General features: G+C 57.7%; 22 protein-coding genes and 1 tRNA gene. 16 read left to right on the forward strand and 7 right to left on the reverse strand.

Annotation, left to right across the window (positions count from 1 at the left end; all coding sequences use genetic code 11):
• Nucleotides 1-8: 8 nt before the first annotated feature.
• Nucleotides 9-584 carry a hypothetical protein gene (locus POS17_RS17205; RefSeq protein WP_060839690.1) on the reverse strand — a complete coding sequence of 192 codons (576 nt, stop codon included), beginning with the start codon at nt 582-584 and terminating at the stop codon, nt 9-11.
• A 253-nt stretch (nt 585-837) separates the two neighbouring features.
• Between POS17_RS17205 and POS17_RS17210 the strand changes: the two genes are divergently transcribed.
• Both POS17_RS17210 and POS17_RS31075 read left to right on the forward strand, forming a co-directional pair.
• Entirely contained in the window at nt 838-1,044 is a 207-nt protein-coding gene (locus POS17_RS17210; protein WP_148654974.1) for a hypothetical protein, read from the forward strand.
• Between the two features lie 31 nt (nt 1,045-1,075).
• On the forward strand, nt 1,076-1,954 hold the full coding sequence (locus tag POS17_RS31075; RefSeq protein ID WP_082729889.1) for a hypothetical protein: 879 nt from the start codon (nt 1,076-1,078) through the stop codon (nt 1,952-1,954).
• A 429-nt stretch (nt 1,955-2,383) separates the two neighbouring features.
• On the opposite strand, the gene POS17_RS17215 is transcribed toward POS17_RS31075, so the two are convergent.
• Nucleotides 2,384-2,668 (reverse strand): hypothetical protein, encoded by a 285-nt coding sequence (locus tag POS17_RS17215; protein ID WP_148654975.1) that lies wholly within the window; start codon nt 2,666-2,668, stop codon nt 2,384-2,386.
• Between the two features lie 109 nt (nt 2,669-2,777).
• On the opposite strand from POS17_RS17215, the gene POS17_RS17220 reads away from it, so the two are divergent.
• On the forward strand, nt 2,778-3,536 hold the full coding sequence (locus POS17_RS17220) for a hypothetical protein (protein WP_060839693.1): 759 nt from the start codon (nt 2,778-2,780) through the stop codon (nt 3,534-3,536).
• Between the two features lie 55 nt (nt 3,537-3,591).
• On the opposite strand, the gene POS17_RS17225 is transcribed toward POS17_RS17220, so the two are convergent.
• Nucleotides 3,592-4,104 carry a hypothetical protein gene (locus POS17_RS17225; protein WP_060839694.1) on the reverse strand — a complete coding sequence of 171 codons (513 nt, stop codon included), beginning with the start codon at nt 4,102-4,104 and terminating at the stop codon, nt 3,592-3,594.
• Nucleotides 4,105-4,342: 238 nt separating this feature from the next.
• On the opposite strand from POS17_RS17225, the gene POS17_RS32335 reads away from it, so the two are divergent.
• From POS17_RS32335 to POS17_RS17265, 8 genes are all read left to right on the forward strand, one after another.
• Nucleotides 4,343-4,591: a hypothetical protein gene (locus POS17_RS32335; protein WP_060839695.1), complete on the forward strand. Its 249-nt coding sequence runs from the start codon at nt 4,343-4,345 to the stop codon at nt 4,589-4,591.
• Between the two features lie 262 nt (nt 4,592-4,853).
• Entirely contained in the window at nt 4,854-5,603 is a 750-nt protein-coding gene (locus POS17_RS17235) for a hypothetical protein (RefSeq protein ID WP_060839696.1), read from the forward strand.
• A 379-nt stretch (nt 5,604-5,982) separates the two neighbouring features.
• Nucleotides 5,983-6,618, forward strand: a complete 636-nt coding sequence (locus POS17_RS17245; protein ID WP_060839698.1) for a hypothetical protein — start codon at nt 5,983-5,985, stop codon at nt 6,616-6,618.
• Nucleotides 6,619-6,679: 61 nt separating this feature from the next.
• Nucleotides 6,680-6,871, forward strand: coding sequence for a hypothetical protein (locus POS17_RS32340; protein ID WP_060839699.1), 192 nt, complete (start codon nt 6,680-6,682; stop codon nt 6,869-6,871).
• Nucleotides 6,868-7,272, forward strand: coding sequence for a hypothetical protein (locus POS17_RS17255; protein ID WP_060839700.1), 405 nt, complete (start codon nt 6,868-6,870; stop codon nt 7,270-7,272). Before POS17_RS32340 ends, POS17_RS17255 begins: the two co-directional genes overlap by 4 nt.
• Nucleotides 7,273-7,385: 113 nt before the next feature.
• Nucleotides 7,386-7,541, forward strand: a complete 156-nt coding sequence (locus POS17_RS32190) for a hypothetical protein (protein WP_173476958.1) — start codon at nt 7,386-7,388, stop codon at nt 7,539-7,541.
• Nucleotides 7,542-7,577: 36 nt separating this feature from the next.
• A complete protein-coding gene (locus POS17_RS17260; RefSeq protein ID WP_053159092.1) occupies nt 7,578-7,784 on the forward strand; it encodes a DUF4224 domain-containing protein in 207 nt (68 codons plus the stop codon).
• 1 nt (nt 7,785) lies between these two features.
• Complete coding sequence (locus POS17_RS17265; protein WP_053159094.1) at nt 7,786-8,817, forward strand: site-specific integrase; 1,032 nt, start codon at nt 7,786-7,788, stop codon at nt 8,815-8,817.
• Between the two features lie 82 nt (nt 8,818-8,899).
• Here POS17_RS17265 and POS17_RS17270 read toward each other — a convergent pair.
• Nucleotides 8,900-8,986 (reverse strand) — tRNA-Leu (locus tag POS17_RS17270).
• A gap of 145 nt (nt 8,987-9,131) precedes the next feature.
• Here POS17_RS17270 and POS17_RS31780 point away from each other — a divergent pair.
• Complete coding sequence (locus POS17_RS31780; protein ID WP_148654976.1) at nt 9,132-9,320, forward strand: hypothetical protein; 189 nt, start codon at nt 9,132-9,134, stop codon at nt 9,318-9,320.
• 30 nt (nt 9,321-9,350) lie between these two features.
• On the opposite strand, the gene POS17_RS17275 is transcribed toward POS17_RS31780, so the two are convergent.
• Nucleotides 9,351-9,569 (reverse strand): hypothetical protein, encoded by a 219-nt coding sequence (locus tag POS17_RS17275; RefSeq protein WP_060839701.1) that lies wholly within the window; start codon nt 9,567-9,569, stop codon nt 9,351-9,353.
• A gap of 276 nt (nt 9,570-9,845) precedes the next feature.
• Nucleotides 9,846-10,109, reverse strand: coding sequence for a DUF1652 domain-containing protein (locus POS17_RS17280; RefSeq protein WP_060839702.1), 264 nt, complete (start codon nt 10,107-10,109; stop codon nt 9,846-9,848).
• A 357-nt stretch (nt 10,110-10,466) separates the two neighbouring features.
• On the opposite strand from POS17_RS17280, the gene POS17_RS17285 reads away from it, so the two are divergent.
• Nucleotides 10,467-10,964, forward strand: a complete 498-nt coding sequence (locus tag POS17_RS17285) for an AAA family ATPase (protein WP_060839703.1) — start codon at nt 10,467-10,469, stop codon at nt 10,962-10,964.
• Nucleotides 10,965-11,527: 563 nt separating this feature from the next.
• On the opposite strand, the gene POS17_RS17290 is transcribed toward POS17_RS17285, so the two are convergent.
• Nucleotides 11,528-12,136 carry an NAD(P)H-dependent oxidoreductase gene (locus POS17_RS17290; protein ID WP_060839704.1) on the reverse strand — a complete coding sequence of 203 codons (609 nt, stop codon included), beginning with the start codon at nt 12,134-12,136 and terminating at the stop codon, nt 11,528-11,530.
• A gap of 94 nt (nt 12,137-12,230) precedes the next feature.
• Here POS17_RS17290 and POS17_RS17295 point away from each other — a divergent pair, with 94 nt between their 5' ends.
• From POS17_RS17295 to POS17_RS17305, 3 genes are all read left to right on the forward strand, one after another.
• Nucleotides 12,231-12,863, forward strand: a complete 633-nt coding sequence (locus tag POS17_RS17295; protein WP_060839705.1) for a TetR/AcrR family transcriptional regulator — start codon at nt 12,231-12,233, stop codon at nt 12,861-12,863.
• Between the two features lie 58 nt (nt 12,864-12,921).
• Nucleotides 12,922-13,458: a hypothetical protein gene (locus tag POS17_RS17300; protein WP_060839706.1), complete on the forward strand. Its 537-nt coding sequence runs from the start codon at nt 12,922-12,924 to the stop codon at nt 13,456-13,458.
• A 104-nt stretch (nt 13,459-13,562) separates the two neighbouring features.
• A complete protein-coding gene (locus POS17_RS17305; protein WP_060839707.1) occupies nt 13,563-14,297 on the forward strand; it encodes an HAD family hydrolase in 735 nt (244 codons plus the stop codon).
• Nucleotides 14,298-14,453: the final 156 nt, after the last annotated feature.

Below are 14,453 nucleotides of genomic sequence, written 5' to 3' on the forward strand. Positions count from 1 at the left end.
AGCCTGGCTTAAAGATCGGCAGCCCTGATTACGTCGGTCCCGCCACTATATTCATCTGTAAATGAAGATGCTCCCGCCAGAGCTTTTTCGGCGGCATCGCTCAGTCCGCACAAAGATTTGTAGTTTCCATCTGACAGCCCCCCATCACTGGATATATTCTCTAAAACTTTGAGCATTCGATTCGCGGACAAGGCAATGTTTTGGACATCCCTGGCGACCAACGCTCCAGGAAGTTCATAAATAGGCAGCCTAGAAATCCATAACACTGCAGCCTCAAGAGCGTCCCTATGGCGGGACGCACTCTCTTCCAAAAGGATGTCTGGCATTTTCCTGGCGGTCTCAATCACACGCTTCGCGACAATCTCAGCCACTTCAACTGTGGCTCTGAGCGACGCAATTCGTTGAAGTCTGGATTCTTCCGCCTGCTGGTTAACCTGAGCTCGAAACAGCTTTTGAGATTGATGCCCTTGCCACCAAGCAACGCCTATGGCGACAAACAACGCAAAAATCGATCCAACCGATTGAACCCATGACGCTAATCCTGGATGACTCTCCATCCAGCACGAAAGCAGCTCACAACTCATTAAGCCTCCTGGCTCCGGCTCCATGCCGGGCCGAGCACCAATACCCCAATCCAATCAATCACGCCACTCTGGCAAGGCCAGAGGCTGCACCGAGATACCCCATGAGCACCTTTGCAGTGTTTAGAATGACCTTCGATATAGCCAAGACTGGGGCACGCAAGAAAACTGCCGGTGCCCTGAAGAACGCCAAAGTCCCTGGCGACGTCGAGCCGCTCCCCAAAGCTGATTGATCGCCAAGCACACCGAGAAGATCATGGAGGGTACGGTTCGCCAGCTCTCGCGGATTTTCTACGCGCCGCAGTATGCCGAGCAGTTCATTGAACTACCCCACAAGCCTGGGAAATGTCGTGATATGCAGATCAAGACGAAAGCTGTGCTGGTTGACGCCAAGAGCAAGCCGATCAGCTGGCTGGAAACCACTTTGGCTACTTGGCAAAACCGAAATGAAGGGGCAGGATAATGGCTAGTTGCCATGAACCAGGGAAGAAGACATGCAATATGCTCTGTGCAGAAATGACGGCAGAACTTGGGAAGCTTTTGCATTTTCAAAGCTAGGGGATTCGGAGTTAAGCAGTAAACGAAACGATCTTATCTGTACAATGTGCGGAGCGCTGGCATGGTTCCGAAAGGAAAGCACCCACGGCCACCCCGCCCACTTTTGCGCCCATCACAGCAGCGAATGCGATTTAAAAGCAGAATATGTGGTGGTCGATCAGGACAAGGGAGATGGTTCTGAAGCTGTAGATATGCTTAAAAGCAGTGGCGATATAATAGTGCGCCTCGACAAAGAGAAGGGTGGTGATATCGATGTAGCGCCGCCATCAGAGCTTCCAAACGGTCCGGCCTCACAAGATGGAAGATCCTACGTAGTAAAAGGTGGAAATAGATTTTCAAGTCAAGAGTTTACTTTACGTCGAATCTTGCATCGGCTGGTACAAAGCCCTGACTTTCGGAACTCCTCCGCAAAATTAACTTTTTTCAAAAAAGGTGATGAGCCTTATATCTCGGGTTGCGTGAGAGATATTACCCGTGCTTTCAGCGAAATCTCAAAGGAAGAGGAAAGTGAAGCCCCCATGTTCTACTGGGGCCCAATCACCAGTGTAAAAAAAACGCCAGATGGAAAAATCTGGTTAAATTCCGCCCCAGAATATCAATCAGTCAGCGTTGCAATATTCCCAGATATTGCTGATGAGTTTATAAAAAACTTTAATATTGATGAGTTAGATGACCTAGCTGGCGCACACATCCTCGTATCTGGAAAATGTTATTTCACCGGAAAACAACAATCAAAACCTATAATATGGTGTGGGGCAGTAAATCAAATTGTAATTCGACGCTACCGAGCCGCCACCTTACAAACAGCCGGCTAACACAAAACGCAAGCCGGGCAACCATCGGGCGCCCGGCACACTTCGTCGATACGTGTGCAGCGCGTCTTGATGATCGCTGCAGAGAACAACATCCAGATTGAGGGTGTACCGGAGCGGCTAAGCATTCCGCTGACTACCGCGACAGGAAGAAAGCCGAGGCCGATCGCCTGGGCATCGAGAAGATGCACTTCGATATGCCAGCAGGGATTCGCAAGCAACTTGCAGCTGAGGTGAAAGCTCACGGCTACAGCCAGGTGCAAGAGCTGTGGCAGGACCTGGCTCTATCATGGATTGCGCAGGACGCAGAGGAGCGAGCGCGTCGACTTCGAAAACCTGACGCGCCAGCTTTTTCAGATATCGCCAGAGCTTGCGCGTCAGTTCAAAGCGACCAGCATGGCCGAGCCGAAACGCGATCCTGACAACAAGTGATCACTCCCTCATAACCTTGTGTGTCATGTGAGCACAGTAGCTGCACATGCCGCCGTTTTGTTTGGCCTCATATTTTTCAGACCACGGTATTTCGCACCCTCGAATACATCGGCCTGGGTCATGCTTTTCAAGCACGTAGCGATCAAACACTTTCTGTTGCTCAGGCGTTAGGGGTTTATCGTCGAGAAAGAGTCTTGCGACCCCCTCCTCGGCTCCCTGCAAATAGCCTGCCTCCAGCAACTCGCCAACGTAAGCGCTCAGGCCATCGTCTTCTTCAAACGACATACGCACCTCCCCGCCGGCCTCATGCCGGTAATTCGTAATACCCCATCCCAACCCAAATTGCCACCATGCCGCCACCAGCACGGAGGGCGGCGCATGCATGGAGAAAGGCATGAACGACGAACAACGCCATCAGGAATGGATCGCTAAGCGCAAAGCTGAAGAAGCCAAGCGCCGTGAGCGTGCCGCGGAGTGCCTGAAGGATCACCAGTACACAGTCCTGGCCGATACCGATCAACTGAAGGCCTGGCGCTGCAAAGCCCCTGGAACCAACTGCTACGCCTTCGACATCCTCATCACGCGCTTCGGTATCGCTACTGTCGGCGACATCGACGGCTTGACCTTCAGTGTTGGCCTGTCCTACGGCATCGAGTTTTTGGCCGGTGACGACATCGGCTACTACATCCACTCGAAGCTGGAGCGGAACTGTCGGGAGCGCGAATTCGACGAGGGTGCCTTCCGCTCCGCCCTGGTGACTGGCGCGTGCAACAGGATATGTGAACACGTCGACCAGGATGAGCGCGGCGAGCTGCCCGAGTGGGTACGCAACGATGGCGGCCGTTACGAAGCCGCCCGCTGGAGCGAGCTACGGGAGCTGGTCGAAGAGAAGCTGAAACCGCTTGAGTTTGGCGAGGACGGGTATGACTTCTGGGATGAACTGAATGATCGTCTGTACGAGGCCGATCACGTCGAATCCATCGAACAGGCGGGCCTGCTCATGAACGAGCACTACGAAGAGTTGGGCCTGGGCTGCGACTACTGGGAAATCAGCATCGATAAACCGCGCGACAGCCTGATCAACCGGTTGCATCTAATCAACCATGCCGCCAAGGCGATTGTCGCTCAGCAGTCCCAAGCGAAAGCCACCTGACCCTTCCGCGTTGCCCGCCAGCGTATTTCCGTAATCCGAAGATCATAACTTGGCACTATTCTGCCTCCGAGACCTTACGCCGCGCGGCAAATTTCGCCCTCCAGTGTTCATAGAATGACTCTACGCAGCGACGTCGACCTAGGTCAATGAGTGCTGCCTCCAACGCCTCAGCCTTAGGTAATGCTTTTGCCACGTACAGATGAGCATCGTGCGAAGAGCCTTCCTCTAGCAACCAGAAGAGCTCCTTCTGAAGTTCAAACCAACAGTCCTGGATCTCCAGAGTGTCGCCCTCTTTGAACAGAATTTGCAGGAATACCATGTCGCGCTCTAGCTCATAGCGTGCAACCGGCCAGTTTTCGGATAGCACCTTCTTTTCATACGCAGTCAAACCATGAATTTCATATTCGTTGGCCTGGCTTTGTAAAAATCGGACAAGTAGGTTTGCCCGGACGAGAGCTTGACCCGTTTTGTCATAGCGCTCAGCCCAAAGCTTTTCATGCTTTGTCTTGAGCACAGCTGAATAAGCTGCAACGGCCGCAGCAATAAGGGTCAGCATCGTTGTAAGCATCAGAACTCCCTGGATAGGCTCAGTCTCGAGCCGCTCACATTTACCTCACTTCAACGAATCACGCCAGCCAGGCCAAGGCCATCGGCTGCCCGGAGGAGCCTCATGAGCACATTCGCAGTCTTCGGCATGACAGCCGGTGTAGCGCTGGCTGAGGCCAGGAAGATCACCAAGACCACCAGGCCAAGCGGAAAGCCTGGCGCCCCCCCTGGAACGGACACTCGCTGAGTGGAACGAGGCCGTGGAAAAGCAGGCAGCGGCCATATTCGACGGCGAGAAGGTAAAGCAGCTCAGCCAGCTGTTCGATGCGCCTCAGTACGCGCAGCAGTTCATAGAGCTAGCCAGGAAAGCCGGCCCATGCCGAGATCTGCGGATCAGGGCAAAGGCCGTGCTGACAGATGCCGAGGGTGAGCCAGTGATCAACCCCAAGACCAAGGCGCCGATGATTGGCTGGGCCGACTGGCATCCATCAACCACGAAAGTCGCATAACTCATCACCAAGGCAAGCCTGCCAGTAGCGACCACAGCCAGACTAGAAGCTCAAACAGAGCCTCTGCCAGTACTTGAATCAGGATCTCTTCAATCAGTCGTTTCATGCAGACAGCTCCTCTTTAGATGAGGAAATTGTGCTGATCGAGGCCTGATGATTCCTCTTGGGGTTTTTCCAAGCAGCATCCCGCAACTTCACCGCGCGTCACGACAAATCACGAATCAATTACCGCCCGTCAGATAGACGACTCGGAGGCCTCCCCATGCCCACAGAAACCCAACACCTGGAGCAGCGAGTAGCTGCCCTTCAGTCAGATCTCAACGCCAGGGACCAAGCCCTGGGCGACGCAGAAACAGAGAACAACGAGCGCGAGCTGTCGAGGCGTGACTGGTTCGAGGAGGCGCAGAGGCTGCAAGCTGAGCTGCATGAATTATCCGGAAAATGGGAGCGCTTCGAAGAGTTCGAACATGGATTGCAAGCCAAGCTGGCCGAGCGGGATGCGCTGCTGCAGCAGGGTCTGGCAATGATCAATCGCGGCATCGTCAGCTTTGACGACCAGGTCGAGTACAGGCAGAAGCTCACCGCCCTATCCGCCAGCGCAGTGCCGGGCGCCAAGCCCCAGGCCGAGCCTGTGTACATGGTCCGAACGCATGGCTCGTGCTGCTGGGAAGAAGTCGGCAGTGGGTCACTGGAGGATTTCCAGTCCATGCCGGAGGAGTACGAGTTGCGCGCTCTCTACACCCGCCCAGCCGAGCAGCCCGAACCTATCAGCTCAACGAGTGACAAGTACAAGGCCGAGCTGTACGACGAGGTTTGGCAGCTGGCCCGCGACATGGGCTTTGGCAACGTCACCGATGCGCTGATGAAGCTGAACAAGCAGACCGCGCCGGTTGCGGTGGTGCTGCCTGAGCGCATTGACGAGTCGATATGTCGAGGGCACTCCCTTACCCTGGCTATCAAGTGGAACCGCTGCCTCGACGAAGTAGCACGTCTCAACCCTCCCCAGCAGTAACCCTACGGCAACTGGCTGTTGATCCAACGCTCAGCTGCAGCAATAGCTTCCTCCAGAGCAGCTTGGTAGCTCTCCCATGGGCCCTGAAGCTCTGCTGCAACATCCCCAAGGCCCGCAACGTCGCCCACTTGGATGACTCGCGCAGCTGCAGGAGCTTCGTCGTTCGGCCGCTCCCATTCAAACTTGATGAAAACCGTATATCCACGGTGCTCGTATGCAATCGTAGAATCCATGCTGTGCGGCACATCAGGTCCTTTACTGGAACAAAGTTGAACGGCTTTTTACACCTGTCAGCTTAGCCCGCTCAATCAAGGCAAGTTGCCACCACCCCCCCACCCCCACATTCAAGTCAGCCGCTATAGCGGCCAAGGACGAAGTCATGCCTGAAATTAAAGAACGGCCGATCCTGTTCTCGGCGCCGATGGTGCGCGCCATCCTGGAAGGCCGGAAGACGGTCACGCGGCGGCCCATGAAGGTCCAGCCAGTGCTGAAAGGTAAACTTTGGGAAGTCTATGGCGCGGGATGGGGCGACGGCATAACCAGCGTCCCAGCAGTGCCAGGACATAGCCTTTCCTCAAACTGCCCCTACGGAAAGCCCGGTGACCGGCTGTGGGTGCGCGAGAGCCTCGGCTATGACTGCGAATACGGTCACTACTTCGCCGCCGGCGGAAAGCATGGCGAAACAGTTTATCTGTGCTCGCTGTTCGATGATGAGGATGCCCAGACAGGCCCAAGCTATGACGGCCTGCTGCCCGAGCGATCCGTGCCAAGCATCCATCTGCACCGGCGTTACAGCCGCATCCTGCTGGAGATCACCGCCGTGCGCGTCGAGCGGCTTCAGGAGATCACGCCAAGCCAGTGCATAGCCGAAGGCGCATGGCGAATAGAGGACAAGGCGCTCTGGCGCGGCCATGAGGCTGTGGCCGCGTTCAAAGACCTCTGGCAATCCACCGGCGGCAACTGGGACGCCAACCCCTGGGTCTGGGTCGTCGAGTTTCGGAGGGTGCAGCCATGATCCTGCTCGCTCTCCCCGCGGTGCTTTTCATCACCTGGAACATCTACACGGGGCCAAGGCCATGAACAGGTTCTTTCGCAGAAAGGCCGAGTCGTGGCTGATCAGGTTGGCGGCCTGGATCTTGGCAGGCCGGAACGTCGCCCGCTGCAAGGTCGTATCCCGCCGCGACAATAACGACATGTGGGCAATGGCTGAGAGCCTGGAGGGGATCGCTGACCGCATCAGCAGCGGCTACAAGGAGCCAAGGCCATGAAAGCTCGCGTCGAGAAGAAGCTAAGCAAGCGCCTGGTAGGTCTTTACCCAGGGCTTTACGGGAAGGCATGGCGTGATGATGAGCCGTCAGAACTGGCATATGAACAACGTTCGAGTGTACGGCACGTCCTGAGCGTCGGCGGCGGGTTGGACTACTGGGGCGAAGGCCAGGACGCTTACACCTGCTGGGCCGACTGGGCAATGAACTGGCCGTGGCACGGTCCGTTCGAAGCATATCCCGAGGGGCACCAGCGCCAGTTCTTCCCGAACACTGAAGGGTTCAAACCGACTACGCGGAACCTTCTGGCGCTGGCCGCTGAATGCGAGCGCCTAAGTCGGAAAGCCAAGCAGGAGTCCGCCCGGCCCAGGAGCAGTCAGCCAAGGGCAGTAGGCAAGACATAGACCGGGCGAACGCCTGAACAATGCCACGGCGCAACGCCGGCGCCCATAAGCACCATCTGAAACACCCCACTCAACAATCGGAAAGCCTGCAGCTCTGCGGGCAGGAGACACGCATGCCCGACATAAAAGTTCAGTGCTGCCGCTGCAAGAACAAGCACATGGAAAGCGAGCGGCTAAAGGTGCCGAGCAAGAAGTACGGCTCAGGCGTCAGCGACATGATCTGCCCGCGGTGCCGGTGCACCACCTACTACCGGCTACAGGCCGAATAACCACCTTCTGCCGCCAGGCGCGGCATGGAGCATCACATGACCATCCAGTTTCTATCACACGAGGAGGTTTGCGAGCTCACCGGCGCGCGGACAAAGGCAGGCCAGATCCTCAACCTGAAAAAGAATGGCGTTCGCCATACGATTAAAGTGAACGGTTGGCCGAGTGTCACCGCAATGGCGGTCACCGCCGTCGGCGCGCTTGAATCCGAAAAGCCCGCATGGAAATCACGTAAGGCCAGCTGACATGGGAAGACGACCAAGCAAACCCGGATCAATCGCCAGGCTGAGAGAACGAAAAAAAGCCAGTGGCCGAGTGTTTTACTACTACGACACGGGCGGCAAGGGCCGCAAGGAAATTCCGCTGGGCAGCGACTACGGCTTGGCGATCATGGAGTACGCGAAGCTTGAGCGCGATCGCACCGCAACCAATCTGGTCGCCAAGGTCATCACGTTCCGCTACGTCGCGGAAAAATACATGGTCGATATCGTCCCAACCAAAGGCACAGCCACCCAGGCTGACAACAAGCGCGAGCTGAAAAACCTGATCGCTTTCTTTGACGATCCACCCGCACCGCTGGAAACAATCGAGCCATTGCACGTTCGCCAGTACCTCACTTGGCGCAAGTCCGCGCCGGTACGGGCAAATCGCGAGAAGGCACTGCTCAGCGCAATCTGGAATTACGCCCGGGATAAGGGCTACACGTCGCTTGCCAACCCATGCGCGGGCATCAAGGGCAACAAAGAAACCGGCCGGGACACATATGTCGAAGATGCGCTGTTCAAGCGCGTGCACGACAAGGCGGACGTGGGTCTGCAAGACGCAATGGACCTCGCCTATCTGACCGGGCAAAGGGTGACCGACACCCGGCTGATGGACGAGCGCGATGTGCGTGACGGTCAGATATGGGTACTGCAAGGCAAGACAAAGGCAAAACGTCGGATTGAAATAACAGGCGAGCTGAAGGTTTTGATTGATCGAATCATGTCCCGGAAATCAGAACACAAGGTCCGCTCGACGCGGTTGATCGTTACAGATGATGGCACACCGATGACGGTGGCGATGTTGCGCAGGAGGTTTGACTTGGCAAGGGAAGCAGCCGGCGTGCCGAAAGCGGAGTTTCAGATGCGCGACTTGCGCGCCAAGGCAGGCACAGACAAGGCTGAATCCAGCGGTGACATCTTGCAAGCCAGAGATCAACTTGGGCATACGACCGTGGTGATGACCGAGCAGTACATCCGCAATCGAAAGGGCAAAAAGGTCATGCCTACCAAGTGAATTGCGGACCAGGCCCAGAATTGCGGACCGGAAAGATACAGGCATTTACACTGGCTTTAGCCCGTAAACCCTTGATTTTAGATGGTGCCCGAAGCCGGAATCGAACCGGCACGCCCTTACGAGCGGGGGATTTTAAGTCCCATGCGTCTACCAGTTTCGCCATTCGGGCGGTAGCGCGATCACGCGGCACTGGAGTTGTAAATAGGCATCAGCCCGTCCAGTGCTTGAAGCAGGGAGAGGAATATATACATCCAGCCCAGGTGAAGCAAGAACGGAGTCTGCAAAAAAAACGCTTCTGCGCTCACTAAAACCCAGTGAAAAAGCACGCTAAATCAGGGATCTACAGCATCCGTTCATCTACCGACAACAAGACCGCCATGCAGCTCGGCACCCGCGTCGGCGGCGGCAAGACTAACATGGCATCCATAGCTAACCAACTGATTTTTAACGACTTATCATCAAGCGGCAGCGCATTTGAAGCGGGCGTCGGGCAGCGCGGATGAACGCACGGGGCGTGGCTGGGCAATCAAGGGTCAGGCCTCGGCCGAAAAACTCAGCGATAACTTGAGCTTGAGCGCTTCGTCCTTGGTTGCGGTCTGTTCGCGCTCCAGTTGGGTGGAAAATACTTGCTTTACCACTGGCGTATCGCGAACTTCAGCGCCCTTGACTTGCGCAACGCCACGATTGAGTTCCAACACTTTGGACAGCTGGGCGTAGGTGTAATTACCAGGGCGCGTATTGCCGACGTTCATGAAGGCCGTCCTTGATATCGAATCAATCCACTGGTGCCTGCGATGGCTGGCAAATGGGATATCCCGGGCACTGCGTCCGATGCGGCGAACAAGGCAGGGGGAGGAAACATGACCTTGGCGCCGATAAAACTCGCCGATTGACCAATGGAGTTCGCCCAGTACACATGACCTCGCCATCCATGAACCGGTAAAGAGTCATAGATACCGGGCGAACGGCATAACGCTATGCGTTCTCAATAACATGTTCAACTGTCAGCAATCACTGGCTGTGCGGATTCAGCCGGCATGATGGGTGAAACCACCGGCAAAGGCCCTGCGTCCGGCCCGCAGTTCGGTGCGCAACTCGCCGATCAGATTGGAAATGTCTCGCACGCTGGTGAGTCCCGCGGTGGAAACCCCGGGTAGCAACAGGTCCACTCGCCCCGTTTCGGCATCGTAGATCTTGATGGTCAGGGCGCCATTGGCAGCCAGGCTGCAGGCGCAGGAAAGGGGGAGAAAGCCGGACTCCAGTATGTGACAAAGCTCGCTGGTGGAGAGCATGGCTGTCTCGCCTGTGTGAGATGGGGTGAGTTTTTCCCGTTGAGGATAGGTCAGCATCTGAGCGTGTGTGTCGAAAAACACACAAGAAATGATAACTGCCTCACAGTTCCTCGATGCTATTGCCACCTGCCACCGAGCCTGCAGTCATCGATGGATTTGCACGAATATTTTCTAGGTTTTCGGCCCTCCACTGTGTAAGTTCCAGCCCATGAACCGGAATCTTTGGCAACGGCGCACCGAGATTATTACCACCTGCATCAGCCAGGTGGGCTAGCGGCTGTCCAAACCGCAACCAACCCGCCTCGAAGGCGGGTTCATGACCGCTCTTCTGAGGCACGCCCCCCCAGGAGACACAACATGAACTCATCGTCCCCCGCCACGCTGCACCTGTTATGCGGCAAGATCGCCTCGGGCAAATCCACCTTGGCCAGTCATCTGGCACAGGCTAGCGGCAGTGTATTGATCAGCGAAGACCAGTGGCTGGCACGGCTGTATCCAGGCCAGATTCACTCGCTCGCGGACTATCTGCAGCATGCCCAACGCCTGAAAGACGTGCTGGAGCCGCTGGTGATCGCCATGCTCCAGGCTGGAACCGATGTCGTACTGGATTTTCCGGCCAACACCCTTGCCCAGCGCGCCGGATTGCGAGCCCTGGCGGATCGGGCCGGAGTCGCCCATCGATTGCACTTTCTGGATGTGGACGAAGACACCTGCCGCACCCGGCTGCGTGAGCGCAACGAGCGGGGCGACCACCCCTTCAGCACCAGCGAGGAGCAGTTCGCGTTGATCTGCCGCTACTTCGTGCCTCCGCAGGCGGATGAAGGACTGCATATCGTCCTGCACCCCGCGGCCTGATGTTCGACCAACGGGCCCTGCAAGGGGCCCGACTGTCAGTCCGGCAAAGGAAATGTGCCGTGACAATGGGCGGCGAGGTCAAATTTCAGGCAAAAAAAAGCCCAAGTAGCTGATGGACACTTGGGACTAAAAATGCATAAACCGTGGTAGGTGAACGCAGGGCTATAGTAACGGAACAGTACATTCTGTAACAAGATATTTTGAGAAAAAAAACGCAAATATAATCACCTAAGTCATTCAATATCCACACTTTTTTTGAGTCTTTGGTTTTTTCAGGCCCGCTCTCCAATGCTTTTTCCTGGTGAAAGGCGACTCCGCGCAAGCGTCACCAGGCTTAAACAAAAGTGCGCTGAAAATTCACAGAATCGCAACAGACAGACGTGCCTGCCCATCATAAATTGCCGGCACCGTTCTCAATGGTGTGCGCTGGTATGAATGACTTTCTCGACGCCCTGCCCCTGGTGCTCTGCCTGACCACCTTTGCCTGGTGCTGCTGGGGCTGAAAGACCTCAACCCCATCGACCACGTCCCCCGCATTGCCCCTCCCACGCCGCCTTTCACCTTCACGCCGACTCGCTTGCCTGGCTGACGCTGAACAGTGCCTGTCCGAGCGCGTGCGCCTGTTCCAGAGCCGGGATCACCTCGCCGCCCTCAGAATCAAAGAGCAATTGCGAGCTCAGCACTCGGGCTCCGCAGTAGTCGAAGATGCCGTGATCGATCTGGGTCTGCATCGCCTGCCGATAACCATGCCGCTCATAAGTACCGGCATCGGCCCCAGCCACACCCAGCAGGTGCACCTGTAACTGTCCGAGTTTCTTCACCAGCTTGGCGTCAGCTCGAAAATCGAAGGCCCAGCCATTGGCGAAAACCCGATCGATCCACCCCTTGAGCAACGCCGGCATGGACCACCAGTACACCGGATAGACCAGCACCAGTGCGTCGGCACGGTCGATACGCGCCTGTTCGGCGAGCACATCCGCAGGAGGCGGCAGCTGAGTGCGATGCACCGCGATATCGGCTGCGGTGAAACGCGGGTCAAATCCTTCAGCCCACAGATCGGCGATCTCGCAGGAATGTTCGCAAGAGCGCCCCAGCCCCTCGGCAATCTGCCGCGCGAGACTGTGGGTCAGGGACTTGGGGTCGTGATGAGCGACCACGATGAGAGCGTGCATGACGAGTACTCCAAAGGACGGATTGCGCAGGATGAACCGGGATCTATATACTTTTAGTAAGTTACGTCTTTTAAGTTACCTTTGGTATATAAGCATGTCAAGCCACCAGAAATCCGCCCCTGCCTCGATACCGCGACGCCGCCTGTCCCGGGAACAGCGCCTGCAACAGTTGATGGCCGTGGCCTGGCAGATTGTCCGCGAGCACGGCACCGAAGCCCTGACATTGGGCCACCTGGCGGAACAGGCCGAGGTCACCAAGCCGGTGGTCTACGACCATTTCGCCACCCGCGCAGTGCTCCTGGCGACGCTCTATGAGGATTTCGACCAGCGCCAGACCGCGCTGATGGATCAGGCCCTGGAAGCCTGCGAACCGACCCTGGCCGCCCGCGCCGCGGTCATTGCCAGCTCTTATGTGGAGTGCGTGCTGCTGCAGGGCCGGGAAATACCGGGGGTCATCGCGGCCCTGGCCAGCTCACCGGAACTGGAGGCCATCAAGCGCGACTACCAACGGCTATTTTTGGAAAAATGCCGCGCCAACCTGGAGCCCTTCGCCGCCGGTGCGAGTCTGACCACGGCCGGCTTGCGGGCAATGCTCGGTGCCGCCGAAGCGCTCTCTCACGCGGCGGCGCTGGGAGAAATCAGCCCCGAACACGCCCAGGAAGAACTGCGCGCCACCATCGTGGCCATGGTTGAAAGAGCGCGCAGCCGCGCCGCCACTGCGAACTAACACGGTTATCCGGACATTGACGACCGCGCTCAGGCGACGGTCCTACAAGGAAGAGGCAATGCTTCTGACCCGCCTGCAACCTCTGGATGAACTGCTCCAGCGCCATCGCCCGGCGCTGGGCAAGGACTTCATCGGCTATCGCAACCATGTGTACCGAGTCATCAACTTCTGCAATCTGCTGGTCGACGCCAACGCCCAGCAGCTGGAAGAACTGGCCATCGCCGGCGCCTTCCACGACCTGGGGATCTGGACCGCCAGCACCTTTGACTACCTGCCTCCCTCACTACAGCTGGCCGACGCCCATCTGGATGAAATCGCCAGGCCCGAATGGAAAAGCGAAGTGCTGGCGATGATCGAACTGCACCACAAGATCGGTGCCGCCACGGCGCATCCAGGCAGCCTGGTGGAGAGCTTCCGGCGGGCCGACTGGATCGATGTCTCCCTGGGGCTGATCAGTTTCGGCATCCCGCGGGACGCACGGCGGCAGGTCTTTTCGGCGTTTCCTGACGCGGGCTTTCATCTGCGGCTGGTTCAATTGTCCGCCAAGCAATGCCTGACTCGCCCCTGGAAGCCCCTCCCCATGCTGCGCTGGTGAATCACCGGCGATCCGCACCCGGCCGGCAGCAAGGCGTAAACTGCTGCCAACCCTGGCACTCCCGGCGGCCCCACCAGCAGGCCGCCCCAACCACCGAGAACAGCATGCCGCCCCACTCCCCTGCGCCCACGCCCATGATTCCCTCGACGGCAGACGGTCAAACGCCTGCGCCCACCCTGGACACCCTGGCCCTGGCCGTGGACGCCGATGCCGATGCCGCCCAGGTGCTCTCGGTATTCGACTTTGACGGCACCCTCACCCGCCATGACAGCTTCGTGCCCTTCCTGCGGTTTGCCTTCGGCAAGCAGCGCTTCAACCGGCAAATACTCAGGCTGGCCTTGCCCAGTCTGGAGTATCTGGCCCGGCGGATGGACCGCGACCAACTCAAGGCGCAACTGATCCGCACCTTTCTGACCGGTGTCGAGGCGACATGGGTGCAACAACAGGCCGAAGCGTTCTGCCGGCGGTCCTGGAGCCGGCTGATGCGTCCAAACGGTCTGCAGGCAGTGGCCGACGAACTGCGCTCCGGTGCGCGGGTGACCCTGTGCTCGGCCTCGCCGGCCCTGGTCCTGCAACCTTTTGCCACGCGCCTGGGGGTCCAACTGATCGGCACCGAACTGGAGGTGGTCGACGGCGTGCTGACCGGACATATCACAGGTGGCAATTGCCGTTGCCAGAACAAGGTACTGCGCCTGGAAAGCGTCTACGGCCCATTGAGCCAATACCGTGTCCGGGCCTGGGGCGATACCCGGGGTGACCACGAGCTACTGGCAGCGGCCCAGGACCCTCACTGGCGCCACTTCCACCCGAGCTGGCGCCGCGGGCAACCTCCTCGCTGACGCCCCCGGCACCCGACCAACGGCCGGTCGCCCGCACCAGGATTCGCTATACCCAAGAGCAGGCGCCGGGACGCTCGCCAAAAGCCCCGCCGCCCGTACAAAAGCGGCTCACGCAGACCAGGACATGAGCCGCCCACACAGGGAGAGGGCCTGCCA

Origin of the sequence: Pseudomonas sp. Os17 (genome assembly GCF_001547895.1) — a bacterium.
Taxonomy (GTDB): domain Bacteria; phylum Pseudomonadota; class Gammaproteobacteria; order Pseudomonadales; family Pseudomonadaceae; genus Aquipseudomonas.

What these genes read in the sequence shown, in the direction of transcription:
- POS17_RS17205 (WP_060839690.1), bottom strand. Translation starts at nt 584, where the DNA reads ATGAGTTGTGAGCTGCTTTCGTGCTGGATGGAGAGTCATCCAGGATTA.
- POS17_RS17210 (WP_148654974.1), top strand. Translation starts at nt 838, where the DNA reads ATGGAGGGTACGGTTCGCCAGCTCTCGCGGATTTTCTACGCGCCGCAG.
- POS17_RS31075 (WP_082729889.1), top strand. Translation starts at nt 1,076, where the DNA reads ATGCAATATGCTCTGTGCAGAAATGACGGCAGAACTTGGGAAGCTTTT.
- POS17_RS17215 (WP_148654975.1), bottom strand. Translation starts at nt 2,668, where the DNA reads ATGTCGTTTGAAGAAGACGATGGCCTGAGCGCTTACGTTGGCGAGTTG.
- POS17_RS17220 (WP_060839693.1), top strand. Translation starts at nt 2,778, where the DNA reads ATGAACGACGAACAACGCCATCAGGAATGGATCGCTAAGCGCAAAGCT.
- POS17_RS17225 (WP_060839694.1), bottom strand. Translation starts at nt 4,104, where the DNA reads ATGCTTACAACGATGCTGACCCTTATTGCTGCGGCCGTTGCAGCTTAT.
- POS17_RS17235 (WP_060839696.1), top strand. Translation starts at nt 4,854, where the DNA reads ATGCCCACAGAAACCCAACACCTGGAGCAGCGAGTAGCTGCCCTTCAG.
- POS17_RS17245 (WP_060839698.1), top strand. Translation starts at nt 5,983, where the DNA reads ATGCCTGAAATTAAAGAACGGCCGATCCTGTTCTCGGCGCCGATGGTG.
- POS17_RS32340 (WP_060839699.1), top strand. Translation starts at nt 6,680, where the DNA reads ATGAACAGGTTCTTTCGCAGAAAGGCCGAGTCGTGGCTGATCAGGTTG.
- POS17_RS17255 (WP_060839700.1), top strand. Translation starts at nt 6,868, where the DNA reads ATGAAAGCTCGCGTCGAGAAGAAGCTAAGCAAGCGCCTGGTAGGTCTT.
- POS17_RS32190 (WP_173476958.1), top strand. Translation starts at nt 7,386, where the DNA reads ATGCCCGACATAAAAGTTCAGTGCTGCCGCTGCAAGAACAAGCACATG.
- POS17_RS17260 (WP_053159092.1), top strand. Translation starts at nt 7,578, where the DNA reads ATGACCATCCAGTTTCTATCACACGAGGAGGTTTGCGAGCTCACCGGC.
- POS17_RS17265 (WP_053159094.1), top strand. Translation starts at nt 7,786, where the DNA reads ATGGGAAGACGACCAAGCAAACCCGGATCAATCGCCAGGCTGAGAGAA.
- POS17_RS17275 (WP_060839701.1), bottom strand. Translation starts at nt 9,569, where the DNA reads ATGAACGTCGGCAATACGCGCCCTGGTAATTACACCTACGCCCAGCTG.
- POS17_RS17280 (WP_060839702.1), bottom strand. Translation starts at nt 10,109, where the DNA reads ATGCTCTCCACCAGCGAGCTTTGTCACATACTGGAGTCCGGCTTTCTC.
- POS17_RS17285 (WP_060839703.1), top strand. Translation starts at nt 10,467, where the DNA reads ATGAACTCATCGTCCCCCGCCACGCTGCACCTGTTATGCGGCAAGATC.
- POS17_RS17290 (WP_060839704.1), bottom strand. Translation starts at nt 12,136, where the DNA reads ATGCACGCTCTCATCGTGGTCGCTCATCACGACCCCAAGTCCCTGACC.
- POS17_RS17295 (WP_060839705.1), top strand. Translation starts at nt 12,231, where the DNA reads ATGTCAAGCCACCAGAAATCCGCCCCTGCCTCGATACCGCGACGCCGC.
- POS17_RS17300 (WP_060839706.1), top strand. Translation starts at nt 12,922, where the DNA reads ATGCTTCTGACCCGCCTGCAACCTCTGGATGAACTGCTCCAGCGCCAT.
- POS17_RS17305 (WP_060839707.1), top strand. Translation starts at nt 13,563, where the DNA reads ATGCCGCCCCACTCCCCTGCGCCCACGCCCATGATTCCCTCGACGGCA.